Raw genomic sequence first — 21,505 nt, forward strand, 5'->3', positions numbered from 1 at the left:
TACCACAATATCAGTATGATAGACTGTTCCCAATATGCACATTATTGTGATAAAGTTTTATCTTACAGTATTAAATAACGAGGAGTGACATAGCTTGGGTGGAAATCAATTACAACGAGGTTTAGAACAACGACATATCACCTTGATGTCATTAGGAGCAGCAATCGGAGTTGGGCTATTTTTAGGTTCAGCAACGGCAATACAACTTGCAGGACCAGCTATTCTGATTTCCTATATCGTCGGGGGAATGGCTATTTTTATCATCATGCGAGCGCTTGGAGAAATGGCTGTTCATAATCCTGTTTCGGGTTCATTTAGTCGGTATGCAAAGGATTATTTAGGTCCTCTTGCTGGATACATAACAGGATGGAATTATTGGTTTTTATGGGTAGTTACCTGTATGGCAGAGATTACAGCTGTAGGAGTATATATGCAAATGTGGTATCCAGACACAGCTCCATGGATATGGGCATTAGGCGCATTAGTTATTATGACACTTGTTAACTTAATAGCCGTTAAAGCTTATGGGGAGTTTGAGTTTTGGTTTGCGCTTATTAAAATTATTGCCATCTTAGCAATGATTTTTGTAGGGTTGGGGGTTATTCTTTTTGGTCTCGGTAATGATGGAATAGCAGTTGGCATAAGTAATTTATGGTCGAACGGTGGATTTGCTCCAAATGGCATTACTGGAATATTCATGTCCCTACAGATGGTCATGTTTGCGTATTTAGGTGTGGAAATGATCGGTGTAACTGCTGGAGAAGCAAAAAATCCTAAAACAGTGATACCACGAGCAATCGATACGGTGTTTTGGCGTATTTTACTGTTCTATGTTGGGGCACTGTTTGTAATAATGTCTATTTATCCATGGAACGAGATAGGAGCTAACGGAAGTCCTTTCGTTTTAATGTTCGAGAAAATTGGTATCGGTCCAGCAGCAGGTATTATTAACTTTGTAGTCCTTACAGCTGCACTATCTAGTTGTAATAGTGGTATTTTTAGCACTGGGCGTATGTTATTTAATTTGGCTCAGCAGAAACAAGCTCCTAATTCATTTTCTAAAATCAGCAGATCGGGAGTACCTTCAAAAGCTATTATATTTTCAGCGTTTTTATTGTTAGTCGGGGTTGTATTAAATTACTTAGTTCCTGAAAAAGTATTCATCTGGGTAACGAGTATTTCGACATTCGGAGCCGTTTGGACATGGGGAATTATATTATTATCTCAATTAAAATTCCGTAAAACACTTACAAAAGGAGAAGTATCAAGGCTTTCCTATAAGGCTTTGTTCTATCCAGTAGGATCCTATTTAGCACTAGCTTTTTTAGTATTGGTACTTGGTCTCATGGCTTACTTCCCCGATACACGTATCGCCCTAATAGTAGGTCCCATATGGATAATCGGATTAGTGATTGTCTATTATAAAAAAGGATTTCATAAAAAGTAATTTAGGTTGGATTCGGCCAATTATTTGGCGGGATCATCCAATACAACAAAACCCCGTCATTTCATTATCGAAATGACGGGGTCTTTTCTGTTAACCAATATATTTGGCAAACCAGCTCGTGATTTGATCTAGTCGTATTTGTCTTAAATTAGGCAGTCCTACTCGAGATAAATTATGATCAGATTGCGGGAAACGCACGAAACTTGTCTCTTTCCCCATAGCTTTTAACGTAATATATAGCTGTTGCCCTTGTTCGATAGGACAACGATAGTCATTTTCGCTATGCAATATCAATAAAGGTGTTTCTACGTTAGCTGCGTATTTGAGCGGAGACGCATCCCATAGTTTATCAATATCCGTCATATCGGTACCAATCTGCCATGGTGTGAAGTAGTATCCAATATCAGAAACTCCATAAAAACTGATCCAATTTGAAATCGAACGTTGCGTAACCGCTGCTTTAAAGCGATTTGTATGCCCTACAATCCAGTTTGTCATAAACCCACCGTAGCTCCCACCGGTTACACCTAAGCGGTCTTTGTCAATCCAATCATTTTCCTTCAACACATAATCTACTCCAGCCATGATATCTTCATAGTCACCACCACCATAATCTCCGCGCACAGCGTCAACAAATTGTTGACTATATGAATGACTTCCACGTGGATTTACATATAAAACTCCATATCCTTGCGCCGCTAATAGTTGTAGCTCATGGAAAAATGTATTCGCATACATCGTATGAGGTCCACCATGAACTTCTACAATAAGTGGATACTTATTTCCGTCCTGGTAGCCTGTTGGTTTCATTAACCAACCGTGGACATCCCAATCATTAAGGCCTTTATACACAATGGCTTCTGGTTCGACAAGCTCTACTTCATTTAACAACTCTTCGTTAAATTTAGTGAGAGCAATTCTTTCACCAGTCGCCAAATTTAGTTTAAATAATTCCCCGGGAAATATTGCATTACTTATTGTCGCAAGAGCAAAGGTTCCATTACCTGCAATATCGTATCCATATACATGCTCGTTTTCCGGTGTTGCTGGGTAAATCTCCCCTTCAAGAGACGCGAAATACAAACGTACATCCCCCATTGTGGATAGTTGGAAATAGAGGTGATTCTGCTCTGTCCAAACAACATCGGGTGCACTTGCTCCTTGTTGAATATCTGCTCCTGCATAATCGCCAACTGGAGCATCAATACCTTCAGTAAGTATTTGAAGTTTGCCAGTTCTCACTTCATATACATACACCTCTGCATGTGTTGCATTTTTAAATGTGTGGAGCATTCCTCCAAAGGCAATATATTGATCATCTGCTGAGAATGTTGCTCCTCCAAAATATCCGCTTTCTTCAATAATTACCGTTTCTTTTTTCGTTTCAACATCGATTAATAATATAGGCTCACGGAATGAAAAATCTTGATTTTCATCACGATTCACACCGATTACTAGTTTTTTTCCATCATGAGAAATTGCCTGAAGACTATGATTAAATGTACCATCTGTAAAAGCTTTAACTTCTCCAGATGCTATAACGATAGATCCAATTTGTCGGTTTGTATCTTTAGGTAACAAACCTACACCATCACTATGATATTTCATTTTTTCAACAATATAAGCTTCCGGTAGTTTCTTATCTTCCTTTTCAGCATCGTCCGTCCAACTTTCCCCATCTTTAAAGGAAGCAGAGAACCAAATCTTTTTACTACAAGGAGACCAAATAAAACTAGAAACACCTTCTTTAAATTTTGTAAGCCGTTTTGCTTCTCCACCTCTAGCTGACATAATATAAATCTGATTTTTCTTATCACGATTTGAAAGAAATGCTAGTTGTTTCCCATCTGCTGACCATTTAGGGGATGACACTTTTTCTTTCGAATGGGTCCATTGAGTTATTTCATCCGTTTCGATATCTACGTGATATAAATAAGCATAGTATTTATTATCCTCTTTGTGCATTTCCGTACGAATGAAAACTGCCTCATTTCCGTTTGGTGAAATCACAGGATTTGTTATCGATTGTATTGCAAATAAATCGGTTGCTTCTAGTTTTCTTTTAATCATTTAAAAATCCCCCTCTATTTAAATCTACTCTCACTATTTATTTCGACATTCGAAATCTTTTTCCTTCTAGTTTCTATGAAAGTCTATAAAAAAAGCTCCTCAGGATTACATGAGGAGCGATAAATTTATCTTTTAAACTGTTTGTGCTTTTAAAGAGCGTCGTAGGATTTTACCCGTTGTATTCTTAGGAAGTTCCTCTAAGAATTCAAACTTCTTAGGCACTTTATATTTTGCTAGTTTTTCTGCACAATAGTCTTGTAACTGTTGTTCTGTCAACGTAGGATCTTTTTTAACAACAAATGCAAGCACTTCCTCTCCAAAGTTTGGATCAGGAATTCCGACAACTGCTGCCTCAACTATACTAGAATGTGTAAATAGCACTTCCTCTACTTCACGTGGATATACATTATAGCCACCAACGATAATCATATCCTTTTTTCGGTCAACGATAAAGAAATAGCCTTCCTCGTCTTGTCTTGCAAGATCTCCAGTATATAACCAGCCATCGCGGATTGCACTTTCTGTTTCTTCCGGCATCTTGTAGTAACCCTTCATGACGTTAGGTCCGCGAACGATCAGTTCTCCTACCTCACCTATTGGAACTTCTTCTCCAAGTTCATTGACGATTTTATTTTCCACATTTACGATATTTGTTCCGATTGAACCTGGCTTACGATCACGGTCTATTGGGTTAAAGCATGTTACCGGTGATGCCTCCGACAAACCATATCCTTCTGATACACGAACATTGAACTTGTTTTCAAAGTTATGTAACAGTGCAACTGGCAATGAAGATCCACCCGAAATTGCTAAGCGAATACTTGAAAAATCTTCTACATTGGCTTCCGGAAATTGATACAAGAAATTATACATGGTTGGAACACCTGCAAATACTGTTGCTTGATGCTCTTTTGCCACACTAAACACTTCTTGTGGGGTAAATCTTGGAATTAATAGAAGGGTTGCCCCCATTAGTAATGGCGCATTCACAACTACTGTTAGTGCAAACACATGAAATACAGGTAAAGTTGTTATTACACGATCTTCTGTATTAATCTTCAAGTATTCTGCAACATCACGAGCATTAGAGTAAATATTATTGTATGTTAACATTGCACCCTTTGGATGACCAGTAGTTCCAGAAGTATATAAGATTACAGCAATATCATCTGGGTCTGTATCCACTGCAGAAGTACCCAGTATAGATGAAGAAATCATCATTGAAAACGGTTTCACTTTTGTCTTCAATTCTTCTGGTAAATCAGCTAGTTTTTGAACAGTATCTGGCTGCGTTTCACAAATAATGTAATTTTTAACCGAAGTGAAAACTCCAGCGGCTTTCTCTACTAAAGGCAATAATGCATCTAGAGCAATAATTACCTTAGCATCACTGTTTTTTACAATGTAACTGATTTCATCTGGCGAATAAATTGGATTAATCGGAACTGCCGTCGCACCAATTCGCATAGTAGCATATAAAGAAATTAAAAAATGTGGTGAGTTCCCTAGTAAAAAACCAATATTATCGCCTTTTTCCACACCAATTGACTTTAATGCCCCTGCAAATAGCTCAACTGACTGATCGAATTCTTCGTATGTAGTATCTTTCCCCATAAAATGATAGGCAACCTTCTCCGGATGCTCACTAGCAATCTGTTGAACACGTGAAACTAAACTCATACTCTCGTCTCCCATCTTTTTTTGAATGAATGACCATTCATTATCCCCGTATTCATTATATAAGAAAAGTTTTGACAATTCAAGAAAAACTAGAATATGCACATTACTTGCGCTAATTTGATTTGATATTTTATTTCTAAATACTTTAATTTCATACTTTAAGAGTTGCTGAATAAAATTGTTACTAGTTCTGTTGCCGTATTAAAAAGTTCTTATACCCAAAAAAGAAGGCTACTCCTGTAACCTTCTTTTCACTATTGTATATGGGAAATGTATCTCCAACGAATCAAAAAGAAATAAGAAACTTGAATAATAGTGAATGCTATTAATACAAGTAACATTTCCATTGCTATGGAAACTGCTGCTAAGTCGACCCAAAATGCTTGTAAAAACATAAACGAAAACGTACTATGCACCATAGCCAATCCCCAAGGCAGGAAAAACTGAGGAATTAACTGGCGATTTACTATTTTCACTAACTCTCGATCCGTAACGCCCATTCTACGAAGTACATCATATTGTTTTTTATCGCGCTCTAAATCTGTATAAAGCTTAAAGTATACAAAACTCCCGGCTGCAAGCAGTAATACTGCTGCTACAAGTAAACCTGTAAATAACAATAAAGAGAATGTAGCACGGATGATAGAATAATTTAAGCCAGGATTAAAGAAATAGTAAGCATTGGGATTTATATCTGAAGTTCCCATGGTTTGTGTCATAATTCTGTCTAAGTCAGTGCCAACATCCTTCGTGCGAAGCCACTCGGAAACATGAAAAGCATAAAATGTTATGTTTGACTCCCTTAAGCCATATCCATATAAAGGCTCAGTAATAAGTTCGTAATCCTCATCACTAATGATTAACGATCTATTTTTAAGGGCAATGGATGGGAAGATCAAGCGATCATAGACCCCTTTAATCTGAATAGGTACACTGCTTTCCTCTAGCACCGTTTGCTCGTCTTCAATCCTTAAGCCTTCGTAGTCTTCACGTCTATTCGGTATGATCATTGCTTCCCCATTTTGCAGGTCGATCAAAGGAATTTTCAATGCAACCGCTAAACTATTTACTTCCGATTCTTTTATAAGATTTACTTGGCTACGTAAATTAGAAGAAGTTTGTTTTTTTACAGAGAGCTTAACTAAGTCATAAGACAACCCCTCCCTTTGAAGCTCCTGAGATAGTTTCATCACATGCTCTTCCTCAAAAGGATTATCCCAATTACTTGAATAGAAAATACTGACCGGATTCATTTCCCTATATTGCGCTGTAAAAGAAGTAAACGAAGTTACAACACCTACTGAAAGAAAAGCTATTGTCGACACAACCGTTACTATGAAAAACATTCGAGCATTTTCTCTTATTTTAATAGAACCTTCTGCAAATGCTATCAATCGAAATGAATGCCAGTACAAATTCTTACGCTTTCGAATAATCCCTAACAAATACAAAACACTATCTGTATAGAACAGATAAGTGCCAACCAATGCCAGGAAAATAATGATAAAGCTCATATATACTTTAATTTGAAAAAGAGATAATAAAACTAAACTATAAGCAGTGAAAAGCAGTAATAATCCTAACACTGCCCTTCCCTTACTGTAAGCCTCTTGTTCATTTTGTTTACCATATCCTTTTAGAAGCTGAATTATATTCTTTTTACGAATAAATACTGAGCTACCAAAGGAAATAATGATATACAATGATAAAAATACAAGAATAGTCAATGTAAAAGGCTTCCATGACAAATATAACGGTAGATTATCAAGTAAAAACATCTCTCGAATAACCATAAAGAAAAACTTAGAAAAAGCAAATCCAAAAAAGATACCTACAGTTGTTGATATAAACCCTAATATCATCGTTTCTAAGAAAATCATCCGATTAAGCTGACGCTTGTCCATCCCTAAATTTAATAGGACTCCAAATTCCTGTGAACGAGCCTCTAGAAAAGCACTCATCGAATAAAATAAAAAAGACAAAGTGAATATTATTAAAATAACCTGTGCAATGAACATTCCGCCAAAAGCGATATTCTGTAAAAATTGATCTTCAATATTGGGATGAAACATTAACATTGAATAGACGAAAAATACTAGAACTGAAAAAATACTCGCCAATAAGAATGCAGCATATACGCGTGCATTTCGAATGACATTATTATAAGCGAATTGTCGAAAGGTCATTTACATTTCCACCCAGTAAAGATAAGACATTTAAAATACGTTGAAAGAACGTTTGTCTTCGGTCATCTTTATATATTTCATTAAAATACTCGCCATCCTTTATAAACAAAACACGATCACAATAGCTTGCAGCAATCGGATCATGTGTCACCATAATAATGGTCGTATTACTTCTTTTATTGACATTAGATAACAGTTCTAACACATCTTTTGCAGCTTTTGAATCCAGATTTCCGGTTGGCTCATCTGCCAGTATAATAGAAGGTTCATGTATTAAAGCGCGTCCAATTGCTGTTCTTTGCGCTTGTCCCCCTGAAATTTCAAATGGTCTTTTTTCTAAAATAGAGGTAATATCAAGCTGTTCCGCTATGCTATTAACTTTTTGTTTCATCACATTTATCGGCTGTTCATCTAATGTTAATGGCAATACCATATTCTCTTCCACAGTTAATGCTGAAAGTAGATTAAAGTCCTGAAAAACAAAGCCAAGCTGTCTTCTCCGGAATAATGACAAATCATTGCTTTTCAATTTCATAGGATCTAAGCCATTAATCGTCATATCTCCTGAAGTTGGGTTATCGACTGTTGATATCAAATTGAGTAGAGTTGTTTTCCCACTACCTGATGGGCCCATAACTGCAAGGAATTCTCCCTTTTCTACCTCGAAGCTTAGTTGATTTATCGCTAGATGCGCGACTTTCCCCTCATATACCTTCGTTATTTCTTCCAGTGTTAATATCGACATCGAGCTCACCTCGTTCTGAAGTTTCTTGTTGTTCAAATACAATCGATACTGTCGTTCCTTCTCCCACTGTTGATATTATTTTCATCTCATGTCCTAATCTATGACAAATTTCCTGTGCCAAATATAATCCCATTCCAGTAGATTCACCAGTTTTCCTGCCATTTTCTCCAGTGAAAAAAGCTCTTGTCACTCTTTTCATATCTGAGACAGGTATGCCAATTCCTTCATCTCTTACGGATAAAATGACCTGATTATGTTCAAACGTAGTTTCAAAGTAAACCTTTTTGTTTTCCTCAAAAGTATATTTAATCGCATTTGTTAAAAATTGAGCTATTACAAACCGTAACCACTTCGAATCTGAAGTAACCATACAATTTTCTTCTATAGAAATAACCGGAAATACATGACTTCCTATAAATAATCGCTTGTTACTAGATACCACTTCCATAACAAGCTGTTTTATATCAATTTGTTCAATTTGCATATCTTCTTCAAATGTATCTAACCGAGCATTCATCAGAACTGCATCCAGACCACGCTTCAGTCGATCCATTTCTTCAGAAACACCAGCTGCATCTACTTGATCATTCCCTTGAGTCATCAGCTCTATAACCGAAATAGGTGTTTTCATCTGATGTACCCAGCTATTCATAAATTGTAAATGTCTATTTTGCCTAGCATATAGAAGTTGTACTTCCTTTTGATACAAACGATAAATATGCTGCAAATACTTCTCGATTTGTTTTATCTCCGGGGACTGCGCCTCTCGTTGCAAAACAACCTCAATCTTAGTAGGCACAGATAGGATCTTTTTATAGAATGCATACTTTTTTACAAATAATGTCCCTAAAAAGGTCAAGGTCAATATACTAGTAATAACAATGGAATACACCGCAGTATCTACATTTCGGAAACCATCCAGCCAATATAGCAGCATTACAAATAATACTAATAAAACCTGAAAAACTAAAAAAACTAAATGCTCCTTTATAAACAATCGAATCATATTATGACTCCTCCGGGCTCAGGATTAATCTGTATCCTGCTCCTCTAACAGTCTCAATAGTAGACAAAATATTATAGTCACTTAACTTTTTTCGAACTCTTGTCATATTTACATTTAATGTATTCTCATCAACGAATGACTGGTCATCCCAAAGCTCCTCTAATAGCTGCTCCCTAGTCACTAGCTTCGGATGGCTTTTTAACAATAATTCCAATATCGTACACTCTTTCTTCTGAAGCGGAATTTCACCATGTACGGTATGTAACTCCATTCGTTCCATATAAAGCTGTAACCTGCCAACCTTGATAACTCTTTCTTCCTGCTTCGCGGCATATTCACCATACGTTCTTCTCAAATGACTTCTTATTTTAGCTAGGACGATTTCATAATGAAAAGGCTTCGTGATAAAATCATCTCCACCATTTTCTAGCGCAAATATTTGATCCATTTCACCAGATCTCGCAGAAACGAATATAATCGGGCAAGTAGTTAATTGGCGCAATTGGCGACACCAATAATATCCATCATACGATGGTAAATTTACATCCAGCAACACAATATGAGGATCAAACGCAGTAAACTCCTCCACTATTTGTTCAAAATCCTCTATAGTATGCACCTCGTAATGATATTTCCTTAAAGTATCTGCAAGTAGAGATGCTATCTTTCGATCATCCTCTACAACTAACACACGATGCGTTGTCACAATAATCCTCCTCCACAAAAACAGTTCTTACTTTATCATATCAAAAAAGAGCCCAACATACGTCAGACTCTCTTCCATTTATTAATAAATTAATTGTACAAGCTCTTCTTTTGTAATACCACCGAAGTATTTAGGGACGTCTATGTTTGTTAATGCAGTTTCGATTCCTTCTTTGCTGTACGGTTTTCCAGTTAGAAGCTGTTCTACTTCAGCCATATCACCTACACCGAAGAAATCTCCGAAGATTTTCACTTCTTCAATCATTCCTTTATTTACATCTAAACGAACATCTACGCCTCCAACTGGGAAGCGGTGCGAATGCTTCATATTGAATTTAGGTGATTTACCGTAGTTCCAATCCCATTGTTGATAACGCTCTTCTGAAAGCTTATGGATATTCTCCCAGTCCTGCTCTGTTAGCTCCCAATATTGTATATTTTCTTCCCCTTCAAAAATGGAAGCGAGAAGTTCTAAACGGAATTCTTCGACTGTCATTGGATTTTCTAATAGCTCGATTATATTCGTAACACGACTACGAATTGATTTAATACCTTTAGATTCAATTTTTTCTTTGCTTACCTTTAAGGCAGATACAACAGCATCTATTTCTGTATCGAACATCAATGTTCCATGGCTGAACATACGTCCACGAGTAGAGTATTGAGCATTCCCAGAGATTTTTTTCCCTTCAGCCAAAATATCGTTTCTTCCAGACAACTCTGCATTTACACCCATTTTTGCAAGTGCATCTATAACAGGCTGTGTGAACTTTTTAAAGTTACGGAAGCTCTCTCCGTCATCCTTTGTTAAAAAGCTATAATTCAGGTTTCCTAAATCATGGTACACAGCACCCCCACCAGAAAGTCTACGAACTGGGATAATGCCATTTTTCTCTACAAAATCAGTATTTATTTCTTCAATTGTATTTTGGTTTCTCCCAATAATAATAGAAGGCTGATTTATGTAAAACAGAAGAAAAGAATCCTTTTCAACGTCCATTGTGTTTAATGCGTACTCCTCAATTGCTAAGTTAATACGTGGATCTGTAATTCCTTTATTATCAATAAAATACATGTTCATCTCTCCTTTATAATTATTTTATCAAAAGTTCAGTTAATATGTTGACAAATCGAACTGTGTTATACTACAATGAAAACAATTAAAGCAGTTATATAACAGATGGAGGTGGAACAACTATGTTAGAAAACGTAATTGAATTTTTCCGTAACCTGCCCGCTAAGAAATGTGCAACATGTGGTGAAACAATAGAAGAACAACATGAATGCTACGGGAACCACTGTGATAAATGCACGACACTTTAATAATTGAAAGAACTGCCCACTAAATTCTCCCCTGACTAGTGGGATTTTTTATCAAATAAAATATGATCAAAAACAAACACCCCAAGGATTTAATCCTTGAGGTGTTTGGTATTTAATATAAAATTTATGCTTGTACAAGTTCTCCGTCAAATACTTTTAGGTCCATCGATGCGGCCATAAAAGACGGAGCTTTTTGAATGAAAGCTGTGAAATGTTCACTCGTATTATGGACTTTAGTAGCCTCTACATCTTCCCAAAGTTCAATCATTGTATAATGATAATCTTGGTCAGTAGATTTCATCAAATCGTAGCTAATATTACCTTTTTCAGCTCTTGTTGCTGCAAGAAGTGTTTTTGCTTCTTCCAAGAATGCTTGTTCTTGATCCATTTTTACCTGGAGATGTGCATGAATTATAATCATAGTTATCATCCTTTATGTTAGATTATTTATACTTAAGACTTACAATTGATAAGATCCTATTCAATTGAAGTTGAAAATTCTAGTATTCACTTATGTTATTTTGCATACGATTAAGCATGTCAGATAGGGATTCCAATTCTTCTTCGTTAAAATCATGAAGCATTTGGTTTACGAAATTAACCTTTTCTTTTTTGTAACCAACAATTTGTTTGCGCCCTTCCTCTGTAAGACGAACAAATATCACTCTATTATCGTTAGGATTTCTTCGTCTAGCGACCATTCCGTTTGCCTCAAGTTGTTTTAGATGACGAGTAATAGCAGCACTATCTATATTAACAGCTTTTTGCAAGGTGGACTGATTGATTTCATCTGTTTCATACAGCTGGTGTAGCAATTCATAGCGTGAAGAGCTAATGCCTGTGCACCGTTCAAATTTAGGGCTAATTTGATTATTAAGCCCTTTAAGCAGATGTAAGATTTGTTCATGATTAGATAGTGAACAACGCATCATTTGACCTCCTAAATAGTTTTATGTGGCCAACATATACGAGTGTCTACTACTTTATTGAATCCTCAATTATTGACCTGTCAATAAAATATAATATAATTTTTTTTAAAGTACAACTCGAAATGGTAACTTATCCACCAATTTATATTCAAAAGGTTCTATCTTATTTCCAGATCGTAGTTGTATCGACAGGCAGACGATATGATTGATAACCTTCATTAATGGCTTTACCAATGGAAATTAACATAATCGGTATATAACGTTCTTTGTCCAGACCATAAGCTTCAGCAATCTTGTCTTTCTCATATCCACCGATAGGATTCGTATCATACCCGAATGAACGAGCTACTAGCATAAGTTGCATGGAAACAAGACCTGCATCCAGCATAACTATATCTTTCATTTGCTCATCGGACATATTTTCATAAAACGGTTTAAAATAATTTAATTGTGCTTCTTTAACTTCTTGAGGCATATATCCAAGTTGAACCGCTTTGCTAAATATCTCTTCGGCATAATCAAAATTATTTCGGTCACCGAAGACAGCGATCACCGCAGACGAACTTAATACTTTATCCTTGTTGAATTTGGCAAGTGTTGCAAGCTTTGCTTTTCCTTCTTCACTGTCAACGACTACAAATCTCCAAGGCTGAAAATTAATAGAAGATGGAGCTTTTGAAGCTTGAGCTATAATTTCGGTCATTTCTTCACGGCTGATTTTAACCGAGGGGTCATATACCTTAATGGAACGACGACCGTATACAATTTCATTAAAATCATTTGTTTTTTGATATTTTAGCATATTGTATTTACTCCTTTTTATCATATTAATTGACGCGTCAATTATTGATGCATCAATTAATATAATATAAATTGATGAAATATGCAATACTTAAGATTCTATTACTCTAATTTTAATAATAAAAGGTCTATGCTAAAGATAAGGTTGATTCAAAATGCACATTAAAATGAGCTGGAAAGTGCATCTCCAACTCATTGTATTTTGATGTCATTTTTTAAAAATCACTCGGTTTGACTAAAGGGAGGACATTTTTACTTTATCAAAAACGTTCCATAGTTAAATCGGTATTAACGGAAACAGCAGCTTTATTGCCGTCGGCCGCAGAAATAATTAATGAGGAGGGTCCCGATTTTTCAGTTTCTCCCGCAATATAAATGTTCTTTTGTGTAGTTCTACCAACACCATCTGTTACAACTGTACCATTTTCTTGAATTTCACACTCTAGTATCTCAGCAAATTTATTTGGACGATAAAAAGATGGAACAACAAACCCACCTGATCTAAATATCGTTTCTCCTGTTACAAATTCAATTTTTTGTAGATAACCATTATTACCTATTAAGTTTTTAATCGGCTCTGATTTAATTTTGATATTGCGTTTTTGTAACTCTGTAACTCCATCTTTAGATAGCTGAACTCCGTTCGTTAAGACAACTAAATCCTGGGACCAGTTATAAATTAATTTAGCCATATGCAGTGCATGCTCTTCTTTTTCTGCCATTATAATTAATGGCTTATCCCTTAGCTCCCAACCATCACAATAAGGACAACTAAAAAGGCTTTTCCCATAATAATCTCTTACACTTTGAATAGAAAATACCTCTTGAATACCTGTAGCCAACATAATCTTTTCTGTAACACATTCCTGACCATCATGTGTTTTGACAATAAATCTATCATTATCTATATCCTTAATTATTTCAGTAATTGTTGCTTTAAAATATGATATGGATGGATACCTCTCCAATTCTTTTAGGCCTATTTCTTTGAACTCTTGCGGTTTTATCCTATCTCGAGTAATAAATCCATGTGACTCATGTGTGACTCTATTCCTATTCGTTCCATCGTCAAATAATGCAATTTTTCTCCTAGCCCTACCTAAAGTTAAACTAGCACTTAAACCAGATGGGCCCCCACCAATAACGATACAATCAAATACGTTCATTTTATTACCTCCCTATTTTTATAACAACCATAAGAGATCTTTTATATCTATAATTAAAGTAAAAAAATGTTATATACATCATTTATTAATCTATATCTATACAATGCTAATTTTCATAATGATAAGCATTATATTTTATCAAATAGTATTGATTTCTTAATCGTCCAAATGAACAAGAACTTTTCCGAACCTTCCGCCCATCTTTAACGAGATTTCATCTTCATAAGTTTCACGTAAATATTTTTCAGATTTTTTAAGTAACTTTTCTTCTACTGGAATCCCATATTCAATGAACCACTCTGTTAAATTATCTACAGCGCTATCTATATCTATTTTTATAGTTTTCATTTGTTTTTCAATTAACGTTTGATATGAATAACCGTTAACATAGAGTAATTGTAAAAGATATGCCATATCAGAGGAACCTATTTCCCTTGGTTCTAAATCTATAATCGGTAAAAGTTCATCCATTAAGTGGTTTTCTTTTGGTCCACCCATCATGCTTATATAGCAAAATTTCTTGGCAAAACTTAATGCTTTCTCCACCATCTCCCAATCCTTCATAGCTGGACACATTGATGCAAAAACAAGATCGTATGATTGATTATGTTTATCTGTTGATATTTCTTCAAATGGTTTTTGTATAATATTCACTTGAACTGAGTAGTTCATAGAGTTTTTTTCTAGCATAATAGATAGTTCAGGAGAAGGTTCTATCGCAGTAACATTTGCTCCTTTTTCTGCAAAAGGAATACTGAATACACCAGATGCGGCACCAATGTCTAAAACAGAAAGATCCTTAAAGGAAACAACTTGATCTTCAATCCATGTCAAGATTCTATTACTACGTTGTCTACCTTCATGGCTAAAGGAATTTTTATCATATGATATCGCCCATTTTTTGAACTCTTCTGTTTGAAAATTACCCTGACCTAGTCTTTGCATAATTCTTAAAGAAGTGTTTGGATCATTATCCCAAGCAGACTTCCAGACTTGATGTTTAAATAAATTCTTTTCCATAAAAAAATCCCTCCTTAATTTGATTGCAATATGTTTCATCCTCTCTCAAAATTAAAGACTTAAGGAGTCTGTAATATCCATTATAATTTAGGTATTTTTATTGTCAAGTTAAAGGTACTTTATTCTCAAAACAAACAATAAGCATATAATTTGTTGCTCAACTAGTCGAGTAGAAGAGAACCTCTCTACCTCACGGTAGATTGTGTTCCTCCCCCCTCACAGAACCGTGCTTGCGCTATTTACGCACACGGCTCTTCCTAGTCACCATTCACAAAATGTAGCTAATCTCTTTTCTTAAGTTGTATATATTCACCTTAATTCTTGGTGAAGGTAACGGATATTTATGAAGAAAGAGATTGAATTTATCCCAGGTAAAGGATTTTCTTTGACTTCTTCTGTTGAGCCATCTAAACAGTAAATATTGGATTTTGTCTTTAAAGCGGTGAACACTTGGAGTGTTATCCGTGATGCAATAGTAGTTGTAATAACCTATAAGAGAGCGTTTAAATCTATCCATAATCATATGAATATCAGTATTTCGGTTATTCTTTATCCATTCCTTCGATTCCTTTAGTTTACCTTGTAGCTTTTTCCTGCTTGATTTCCGTTTCACACGAAAGTATCCAGATTTACTCTTTCCACAATAGTGTGTAAAACCTAGGAAATCAAAGGTGTCAGGTTTTCCATTTCCCTTTAGTTTTGCATCTTTCTCCGCAAATCTCCCGAAGGGAATTATTTTGGTTTTATCCTCCGCTATTTCTAAATTAAACTTCTGTAATCTCAGCTTCAATGATTGATAGAACTCCTGAGCTTCGCTCTTATATTGGAAGCAACAAACAAAATCATCTGCATAACGAACTATGTATGCTTCTCCTTTACACTGTTTTCTAACTTCCTTATCAAACCACAGGTCCAGGACATAATGGAGGTACAGATTGGCAAGGACCGGAGATATGACTCCACCTTGCGGTGTGCCTTTATCTGTCTTGTATTTCTTTCCTTCCTCCATGTATCCACCTTTAAGAAACCTACCAATTATTCTTAGTAAGTTAGGGTCAGCAATTCGCAGTTTTAAGAACTTCATCATCCATATGTGGTCAACGTTGTCAAAGAACCCTTTAATATCTACATCTACTATATAATTTACTGATTTCTTTTCAATATAATGATTTAATATTTTCAAAGCATCGTGGCAGTTACGATTTGGGCGGAACCCAAAAGAGCAGTCTAGAAAATCATTTTCATAGATGGCATTTAGTATTTTGGTAATGCCTTTCTGTACAATCTTATCTTCGTGTTCCGGTATCCCCAATGGTCTTTTCTTATTGGAGTTTAGCTTAGGGATATACATTCTCCTTACGGGAACAGGATGATAACTTTTACTTTTAAGCCTACTTACTAAATCCTCTATATTTTCCTCTAGTGTTTCACTGTATTGCTCTTTAGTTGTGCCATTAATCCCCGTTGCCTTCTTATTAGGTAATTCAAGATGACATTGAACTAGAGATTCCTTATTTAGTAAATGTACAATAGATGTAAATTTCATTTTCGGATCAGATTTTGCTAATTCTGCTATCCTTAATAGTTTTGTTTCCATTTAGTATTCCTACCTCCGCGTGTAGTAAATGTGTCCCTAGTAAGGGTGATAACTTGGTAGCAGCCTTTCCTCCATCAGCATTACCCAACTTCATTGGTACTACGCTGCTATCCGACTCCCTAAACGGCATTTGGTTTCCTTGCTTATTATCACTTGTACACCATACTCTTCAATTAAGAAGAGACCGGTAGGGTCTCCCGAGTTGCCGTATCATATCCATGTGTGACGTGCCAAGGTCTCTGACCCCAGAGAGGTTTTATCCTTCTTGCCTTTACCGAAGAATAAAATGTAGTTTTCTGCCGCAGGTAAGGCATCAACCCTCTCGATTTACTAACATTATGGGGCTCAATCCCTTCAACCATTTGGCTTTCGGCCCGCCACCTAACTGTCTACGCTTAAAGGCTACTGTTACCATTAGCCCTCCAAGACTCGCTACGAGTGAATGGCTAGTTCTTTCTCGACGGGAATCCCACCCGCTATATGATACGACCTAGGCTCGGCCGCACACCTACCTCTTTAGTTCAATAAATAAGCATTTACTCCTTCATGAAATAAAGCATCTCGTTATCTTAATAAACTTCCAAAAAATATAACGAAAGTCAAAAACGCTGATAACCCTAATGTAATAATTATTGTAGTTACACTCCTCGCCATTCCCTTCCAATCATGAATACCTGAAAAACCTAATACTCCTAAAATTAAAGTTAGCAATGTAATATATAAAACCAGAGTTAAAGGGTGTGTACCCATAAAGGAATAATCAATCAGACCTGAAAATGAAACAAGGAGAAATAATAAAATACAAATTATTGATAAGATAAATGAACCTATGTTAATCTTTTTCTTCATTCAATAACTCCTTTTTAAGTTATTTTAATTTTCTTCACTAACCTGCACCCCTTGTTTTAGAGTTACACTAACCTTCCGCATTAGTTTAAGTGCATACTTTCAATCATCCCATCTATTAAAAAAAGAGCTGCCAAAACAGCTCATTGATCTAAAATTAAATTTATTTTTTCAAAACTGGAATCCAAATTTCGCTCTTCACAGACGGTGAAGTTAGATCTTTGGTTTTAATCGACAATATCTCGGGTCCTACTGTTACTTGATAACTGGAAGACGGAAACCACTCGGAATAAATCATTCCCCAAGTTTCCTGTAGCGTACTAGGAAAAGGTCCTGTTGATTCAAATATCACCCATGTTAAAGCAGGAACTTCTAGTTTTGAAAGTTGTTCGGGGAATTCTTGTGTAGTTGCAACTCCTATATACTGATCAACCTCCCCTTTTTCTTCCATGCGGCCTTCAGAAAAATTTGTAGATGCTTGAATCATCCCTAAAGGTTCAACATTAGAGAGTTTTTTTAGTTGATCTATTTTTTCCATGGTCAAAGACTTCCACATTTCTGTAATTCCCTGGTTTTCTCCTTCAAAGATAATAGGAACTCTTTTCATGATACCGACTATGTTAAATGCTTCTTTTTGCTCAATCCTATAATTCATTTCTCTTCCTCCTCTAATTGATAATTGAAAGGTCATTAGTGGATAGGCCTTTAACTGCTGTCCATTGTTTCTTGCTTCAGATGGTGTTACACCGTGTAAATGTTGAAAAGCTCTAGTAAAAGAGTCCGGTGAATTGTATCCGTATTTAATCGCAATATCTATAATTTTTATGTTACTGATATTTAGCTCAAATGCTGCTAAACTTAGTCGTCTACGGCGAATATATTCTGACAATGTAATTCCTGCAAGGAAAGAAAACATTCTTTTGAAATGATATTCGGAACAATGAGCCAGCATAGCCACCATCTTGAAGTCTATTTCATTAGTTAAGTTTTCCTCAATATACTTCATTGCATCGTTCATGTTTTTAAGAGAATCCATTATACGACCTCCTTTCATCAATAGAATAACAGGAATTGTATGTATTCATCCGACATTCTGTGCACCGTTTTGTAGGATTACTCATCTTCTACTAAACTGCCGCATTAGTTCAATAGGAAAAAAATGCTTTACTCCTTCTTGAAGTAAAGCATCCGATAATTTAATAAGAGATCTTTAAAGTTTGAAATATAAATTGTTTTAAGTCCATTGAATATTTACCCAAGTTTCTCCGCCAACTCTAAAATAATACCCTCTGGACCACGAACGTAACATAACTTATAAGTTTCTTCATATTGCTGTATCTCACTAAAGATTTCCGTACCCCTCTTTTTCAATTTTGCAACAACAGCTTCAATATCTTCAACAGCAAAGCAAATATGTCGGATACCCAGTGTATTTGCAAAGGGTAGCTCAAGGTCTTTTTCGTCTGATTGCGTACAAAATTTGACTAGCTCTATCCATGTTTGACCACCTGGCATCCCCATTCCTACACATGCCGTTTTAACATCATTTAGTCCAATTATTCTATCCAACTGCTTACCATCTAATTCCCATTCCGCATGCACTTCAAGTCCTAACTCAAGAAAAAATGCTTTAGCCTCTGCAAGATCATTTACGTTTATACTCACATGATCTATTCTATTGATTTTCATATCTGATACCTCCTATGCTCCTGTTATTTTCAATACATGTATTCGTGTTAAGATGTTTGAAATTATTATTCGCTTAAAATAGGAAATATCCTTATTCAACTAACTTGCACCGTTAATTCAATAAGAAAAACGAATTTACCCATATATTGCTCGTGATTTTAATCACCAAACGCAAATGTTATTTCTGTTTCGCAAACTAATGTCCCGTCAACCGTAGCTATACCTGTGCCTTTTCCAATAGGTCCTTTTAATCGAGTGATTTCAATCTCAAGACGAAGTTGGTCTCCTGGTTTTACTTGCTGTTTAAAACGACATTTATCTATTCCTACTAATAACCCTAATCGACCTTGGTTTTCTTCTTTAGTTAACATCACAACTGCACTTACTTGAGCTAATGCCTCAACAATTAATACACCTGGCATAACAGGGTAGTTGGGAAAATGCCCGTTAAAAAATTCCTCATTTGCTGTCACATTTTTTATACCAACCGCTCTTTTTCCTTCTTCTAATTCCAAAATCTTATCAACTAATAGAAATGGATATCGATGCCTAATTATTTCCTTAATTTTTTGAGTATCTAACATCATTTAATCCCCCATATCAATATTATTAAGACTATTAATTAATTTTATCACTAGGTATTAATAGTTGATACTATAAAATTAAGCTTCTTTAACAAAACTACCGCTGTTCTAGAAAATAATTAGTTTTTCCTTCTTAAACTAAAATGCAGCGTGTAAGTGTAAAATTTCACAATTCTTATCTGAGATCACCTTAATGTTTTGGATATAAAAATAGACCATCTAATAATGGTCGCATTTTGCTAGGACATGCCGCATATTAAAACAATCATGCCCAGAACACCTACTAAGCCCCAATCCCATCAAAATGGGTTTCCTCACCATTTTTAAAAACTTTCAGGTACTCATAGTCCCCTTTTAAATTGATTTTATATAACTTATATGTGTCTACTTCCCCCCCAGAAATTGAAATGTCGTTCAGATAAATGTTAATCGAATTTTCATCTAGTTTAATATCTATATCTCCAAAATCTCTTCCATCGTTCAAGAAGTCTTGATTAAGATACAAATAGCGTTGATTTTTAGAATCGTTGTACATATAAACACCAGTTCCTGTACTTTTTTCATCATTATCTATAATATTAATATAGTTTGTCACATTATCATTTACCTTTTCCATATTAATTTCTGAAATGGTAACTTTATTTCCCTCACATCCAGTTAGAATGCCACAAACTATTAAGATAAGTAATAATATTCGCTTCAAATTACCGCAACTCCTTTGTTTGTTTTACCGCACTTGATTATTGAACAAAAGAAATGTGTCCCTAGTAAGAGTAATCACTTGATAACAGCCTTTTCTCCTCCATCGGTATTACCCTGCTTCAGGTAATTCGACAAAAGTAAATATAACCCTTATCACTTGTCAGCTGAGTGTTTACTACTAAATAAAGTATTACATAATTTTTTATCTAGAAGCTAAATTCTTTTTTTATCATATGTGCTACTTCCATTGCATCCAATTTTGTATTGTTGATTCGCAAGTAGTTTTTTGTTTTAATTTCACCATCTATTGAATTCAGCCTTCTATTTTCTAATGTGCTAAGTAAATGTTGTTCAGATTGTTCAACATTTCGCTTGGTTGGCTTATGTTCAAGCCGTTGAGTTGTTTTATTTCGAATAAGCCTTTCTTCTACATCCGCTTCCAATTCTACGAAATATATCTCAACCCCTTGAGAACTAAAAATATTACACATGTATTCAATTTCGTCCCAATCTTCTTTTTGATCAAAATACCATATTTTAGTAAATATCATTCCGTATTGATCGATTTTTGAAAAGGATTGAAATATTTCTCTTCGAAATAAGCGTGTAAGACGCCACATTTCAGGACTAAATCCATAAAGAGGTTCTAATAAATCAATGGTCATATGGTTATGAAAGAGTTTTAAACCTGTTATGGCGGATAATTCTTGTCCAACAGTCATCTTCCCAACAGCTTGTGGTCCAAATATAAAAACAAATTTCTCCAACGTATTCCCTCCAAATGATCGACATAAACTCAATAATTCCTTCTATAGTTCAATAAAAATCATACTTTTTTTAATAAAGCTTTAGTTAGTTTAAGTGAACATTTTTCCAATCTTATATTTATTTTAACATAAATATCCAGTGTTATAGGAGGAGCACATTCTACGCATGCCTCAATGTTATTAAACCTGGGATTTATTTGATAGTGATAACTAAAAAAACATTGTTGATTTCCAAACTGCCA

At 35.3% G+C, this 21,505-nt stretch carries 21 protein-coding genes; 2 read left to right on the forward strand and 19 right to left on the reverse strand.

Annotated features, from left to right (window positions below):
* Nucleotides 1-94 precede the first annotated feature (94 nt).
* A complete protein-coding gene (locus ACQCPR_RS14675) occupies nucleotides 95-1,447 on the forward strand; it encodes an amino acid permease (RefSeq protein ID WP_427137384.1) in 1,353 nt (450 codons plus the stop codon).
* Between the two features lie 90 nt (nucleotides 1,448-1,537).
* Here the strand turns inward: ACQCPR_RS14675 and ACQCPR_RS14680 are convergent, their stop codons facing one another.
* The 7 genes from ACQCPR_RS14680 to ACQCPR_RS14710 form a co-directional block, all read right to left on the reverse strand.
* Nucleotides 1,538-3,517 (reverse strand): S9 family peptidase, encoded by a 1,980-nt coding sequence (locus tag ACQCPR_RS14680; protein WP_427137385.1) that lies wholly within the window; start codon nucleotides 3,515-3,517, stop codon nucleotides 1,538-1,540.
* Between the two features lie 132 nt (nucleotides 3,518-3,649).
* On the reverse strand, nucleotides 3,650-5,197 hold the full coding sequence (locus tag ACQCPR_RS14685; RefSeq protein ID WP_427137386.1) for a fatty acid--CoA ligase family protein: 1,548 nt from the start codon (nucleotides 5,195-5,197) through the stop codon (nucleotides 3,650-3,652).
* Between the two features lie 254 nt (nucleotides 5,198-5,451).
* Complete coding sequence (locus ACQCPR_RS14690; protein ID WP_241598980.1) at nucleotides 5,452-7,383, reverse strand: FtsX-like permease family protein; 1,932 nt, start codon at nucleotides 7,381-7,383, stop codon at nucleotides 5,452-5,454.
* Nucleotides 7,358-8,128 (reverse strand): ABC transporter ATP-binding protein, encoded by a 771-nt coding sequence (locus ACQCPR_RS14695; protein WP_427137387.1) that lies wholly within the window; start codon nucleotides 8,126-8,128, stop codon nucleotides 7,358-7,360. Before ACQCPR_RS14695 ends, ACQCPR_RS14690 begins: the two co-directional genes overlap by 26 nt.
* Nucleotides 8,088-9,134 (reverse strand): sensor histidine kinase, encoded by a 1,047-nt coding sequence (locus ACQCPR_RS14700; protein WP_427137388.1) that lies wholly within the window; start codon nucleotides 9,132-9,134, stop codon nucleotides 8,088-8,090. The genes ACQCPR_RS14695 and ACQCPR_RS14700 overlap by 41 nt, the downstream gene beginning before the upstream one ends.
* A 1-nt stretch (nucleotide 9,135) precedes the next feature.
* Nucleotides 9,136-9,840 carry a response regulator gene (locus ACQCPR_RS14705; RefSeq protein ID WP_427137389.1) on the reverse strand — a complete coding sequence of 235 codons (705 nt, stop codon included), beginning with the start codon at nucleotides 9,838-9,840 and terminating at the stop codon, nucleotides 9,136-9,138.
* An 81-nt stretch (nucleotides 9,841-9,921) separates the two neighbouring features.
* On the reverse strand, nucleotides 9,922-10,914 hold the full coding sequence (locus ACQCPR_RS14710) for a lipoate--protein ligase (protein WP_427137390.1): 993 nt from the start codon (nucleotides 10,912-10,914) through the stop codon (nucleotides 9,922-9,924).
* 122 nt (nucleotides 10,915-11,036) lie between these two features.
* Here ACQCPR_RS14710 and yhfH point away from each other — a divergent pair, with 122 nt between their 5' ends.
* Nucleotides 11,037-11,162 carry a protein YhfH gene (gene yhfH, locus ACQCPR_RS14715; protein ID WP_093496558.1) on the forward strand — a complete coding sequence of 42 codons (126 nt, stop codon included), beginning with the start codon at nucleotides 11,037-11,039 and terminating at the stop codon, nucleotides 11,160-11,162.
* A gap of 124 nt (nucleotides 11,163-11,286) precedes the next feature.
* Here the strand turns inward: yhfH and ACQCPR_RS14720 are convergent, their stop codons facing one another.
* The 12 genes from ACQCPR_RS14720 to ACQCPR_RS14775 form a co-directional block, all read right to left on the reverse strand.
* The gene (locus tag ACQCPR_RS14720) at nucleotides 11,287-11,583 is read right to left on the reverse strand and encodes a putative quinol monooxygenase (RefSeq protein WP_427137391.1); all 297 of its coding nucleotides are present in this window, start codon (nucleotides 11,581-11,583) and stop codon (nucleotides 11,287-11,289) included.
* Between the two features lie 79 nt (nucleotides 11,584-11,662).
* Entirely contained in the window at nucleotides 11,663-12,091 is a 429-nt protein-coding gene (locus ACQCPR_RS14725; RefSeq protein WP_090566597.1) for a MarR family winged helix-turn-helix transcriptional regulator, read from the reverse strand.
* 163 nt (nucleotides 12,092-12,254) lie between these two features.
* A complete protein-coding gene (locus tag ACQCPR_RS14730) occupies nucleotides 12,255-12,893 on the reverse strand; it encodes a nitroreductase family protein (protein ID WP_427137392.1) in 639 nt (212 codons plus the stop codon).
* A 259-nt stretch (nucleotides 12,894-13,152) separates the two neighbouring features.
* Entirely contained in the window at nucleotides 13,153-14,058 is a 906-nt protein-coding gene (locus tag ACQCPR_RS14735; protein ID WP_427137393.1) for an NAD(P)/FAD-dependent oxidoreductase, read from the reverse strand.
* A gap of 156 nt (nucleotides 14,059-14,214) precedes the next feature.
* Nucleotides 14,215-15,078, reverse strand: coding sequence for a class I SAM-dependent methyltransferase (locus ACQCPR_RS14740; RefSeq protein ID WP_427137394.1), 864 nt, complete (start codon nucleotides 15,076-15,078; stop codon nucleotides 14,215-14,217).
* Nucleotides 15,079-15,346: 268 nt separating this feature from the next.
* Nucleotides 15,347-16,675 (reverse strand): group II intron reverse transcriptase/maturase, encoded by a 1,329-nt coding sequence (ltrA, locus tag ACQCPR_RS14745; protein ID WP_427137395.1) that lies wholly within the window; start codon nucleotides 16,673-16,675, stop codon nucleotides 15,347-15,349.
* A gap of 564 nt (nucleotides 16,676-17,239) precedes the next feature.
* Nucleotides 17,240-17,524, reverse strand: coding sequence for a hypothetical protein (locus ACQCPR_RS14750; RefSeq protein WP_427137396.1), 285 nt, complete (start codon nucleotides 17,522-17,524; stop codon nucleotides 17,240-17,242).
* 160 nt (nucleotides 17,525-17,684) lie between these two features.
* A complete protein-coding gene (locus tag ACQCPR_RS14755) occupies nucleotides 17,685-18,557 on the reverse strand; it encodes an AraC family transcriptional regulator (RefSeq protein ID WP_427137397.1) in 873 nt (290 codons plus the stop codon).
* Nucleotides 18,558-18,772: 215 nt separating this feature from the next.
* A complete protein-coding gene (locus tag ACQCPR_RS14760; RefSeq protein ID WP_427137398.1) occupies nucleotides 18,773-19,210 on the reverse strand; it encodes a VOC family protein in 438 nt (145 codons plus the stop codon).
* Nucleotides 19,211-19,368: 158 nt separating this feature from the next.
* A complete protein-coding gene (fabZ, locus tag ACQCPR_RS14765; protein WP_427137399.1) occupies nucleotides 19,369-19,794 on the reverse strand; it encodes a 3-hydroxyacyl-ACP dehydratase FabZ in 426 nt (141 codons plus the stop codon).
* Nucleotides 19,795-20,077: 283 nt separating this feature from the next.
* A complete protein-coding gene (locus tag ACQCPR_RS14770; RefSeq protein WP_090570104.1) occupies nucleotides 20,078-20,497 on the reverse strand; it encodes a hypothetical protein in 420 nt (139 codons plus the stop codon).
* A 205-nt stretch (nucleotides 20,498-20,702) separates the two neighbouring features.
* A complete protein-coding gene (locus tag ACQCPR_RS14775) occupies nucleotides 20,703-21,263 on the reverse strand; it encodes an AAA family ATPase (protein ID WP_090570107.1) in 561 nt (186 codons plus the stop codon).
* Nucleotides 21,264-21,505 lie beyond the last annotated feature (242 nt).

Origin of the sequence: Psychrobacillus psychrodurans (genome assembly GCF_050209195.1) — a bacterium.
Taxonomy (GTDB): Bacteria; Bacillota; Bacilli; order Bacillales_A; family Planococcaceae; genus Psychrobacillus; species Psychrobacillus psychrodurans.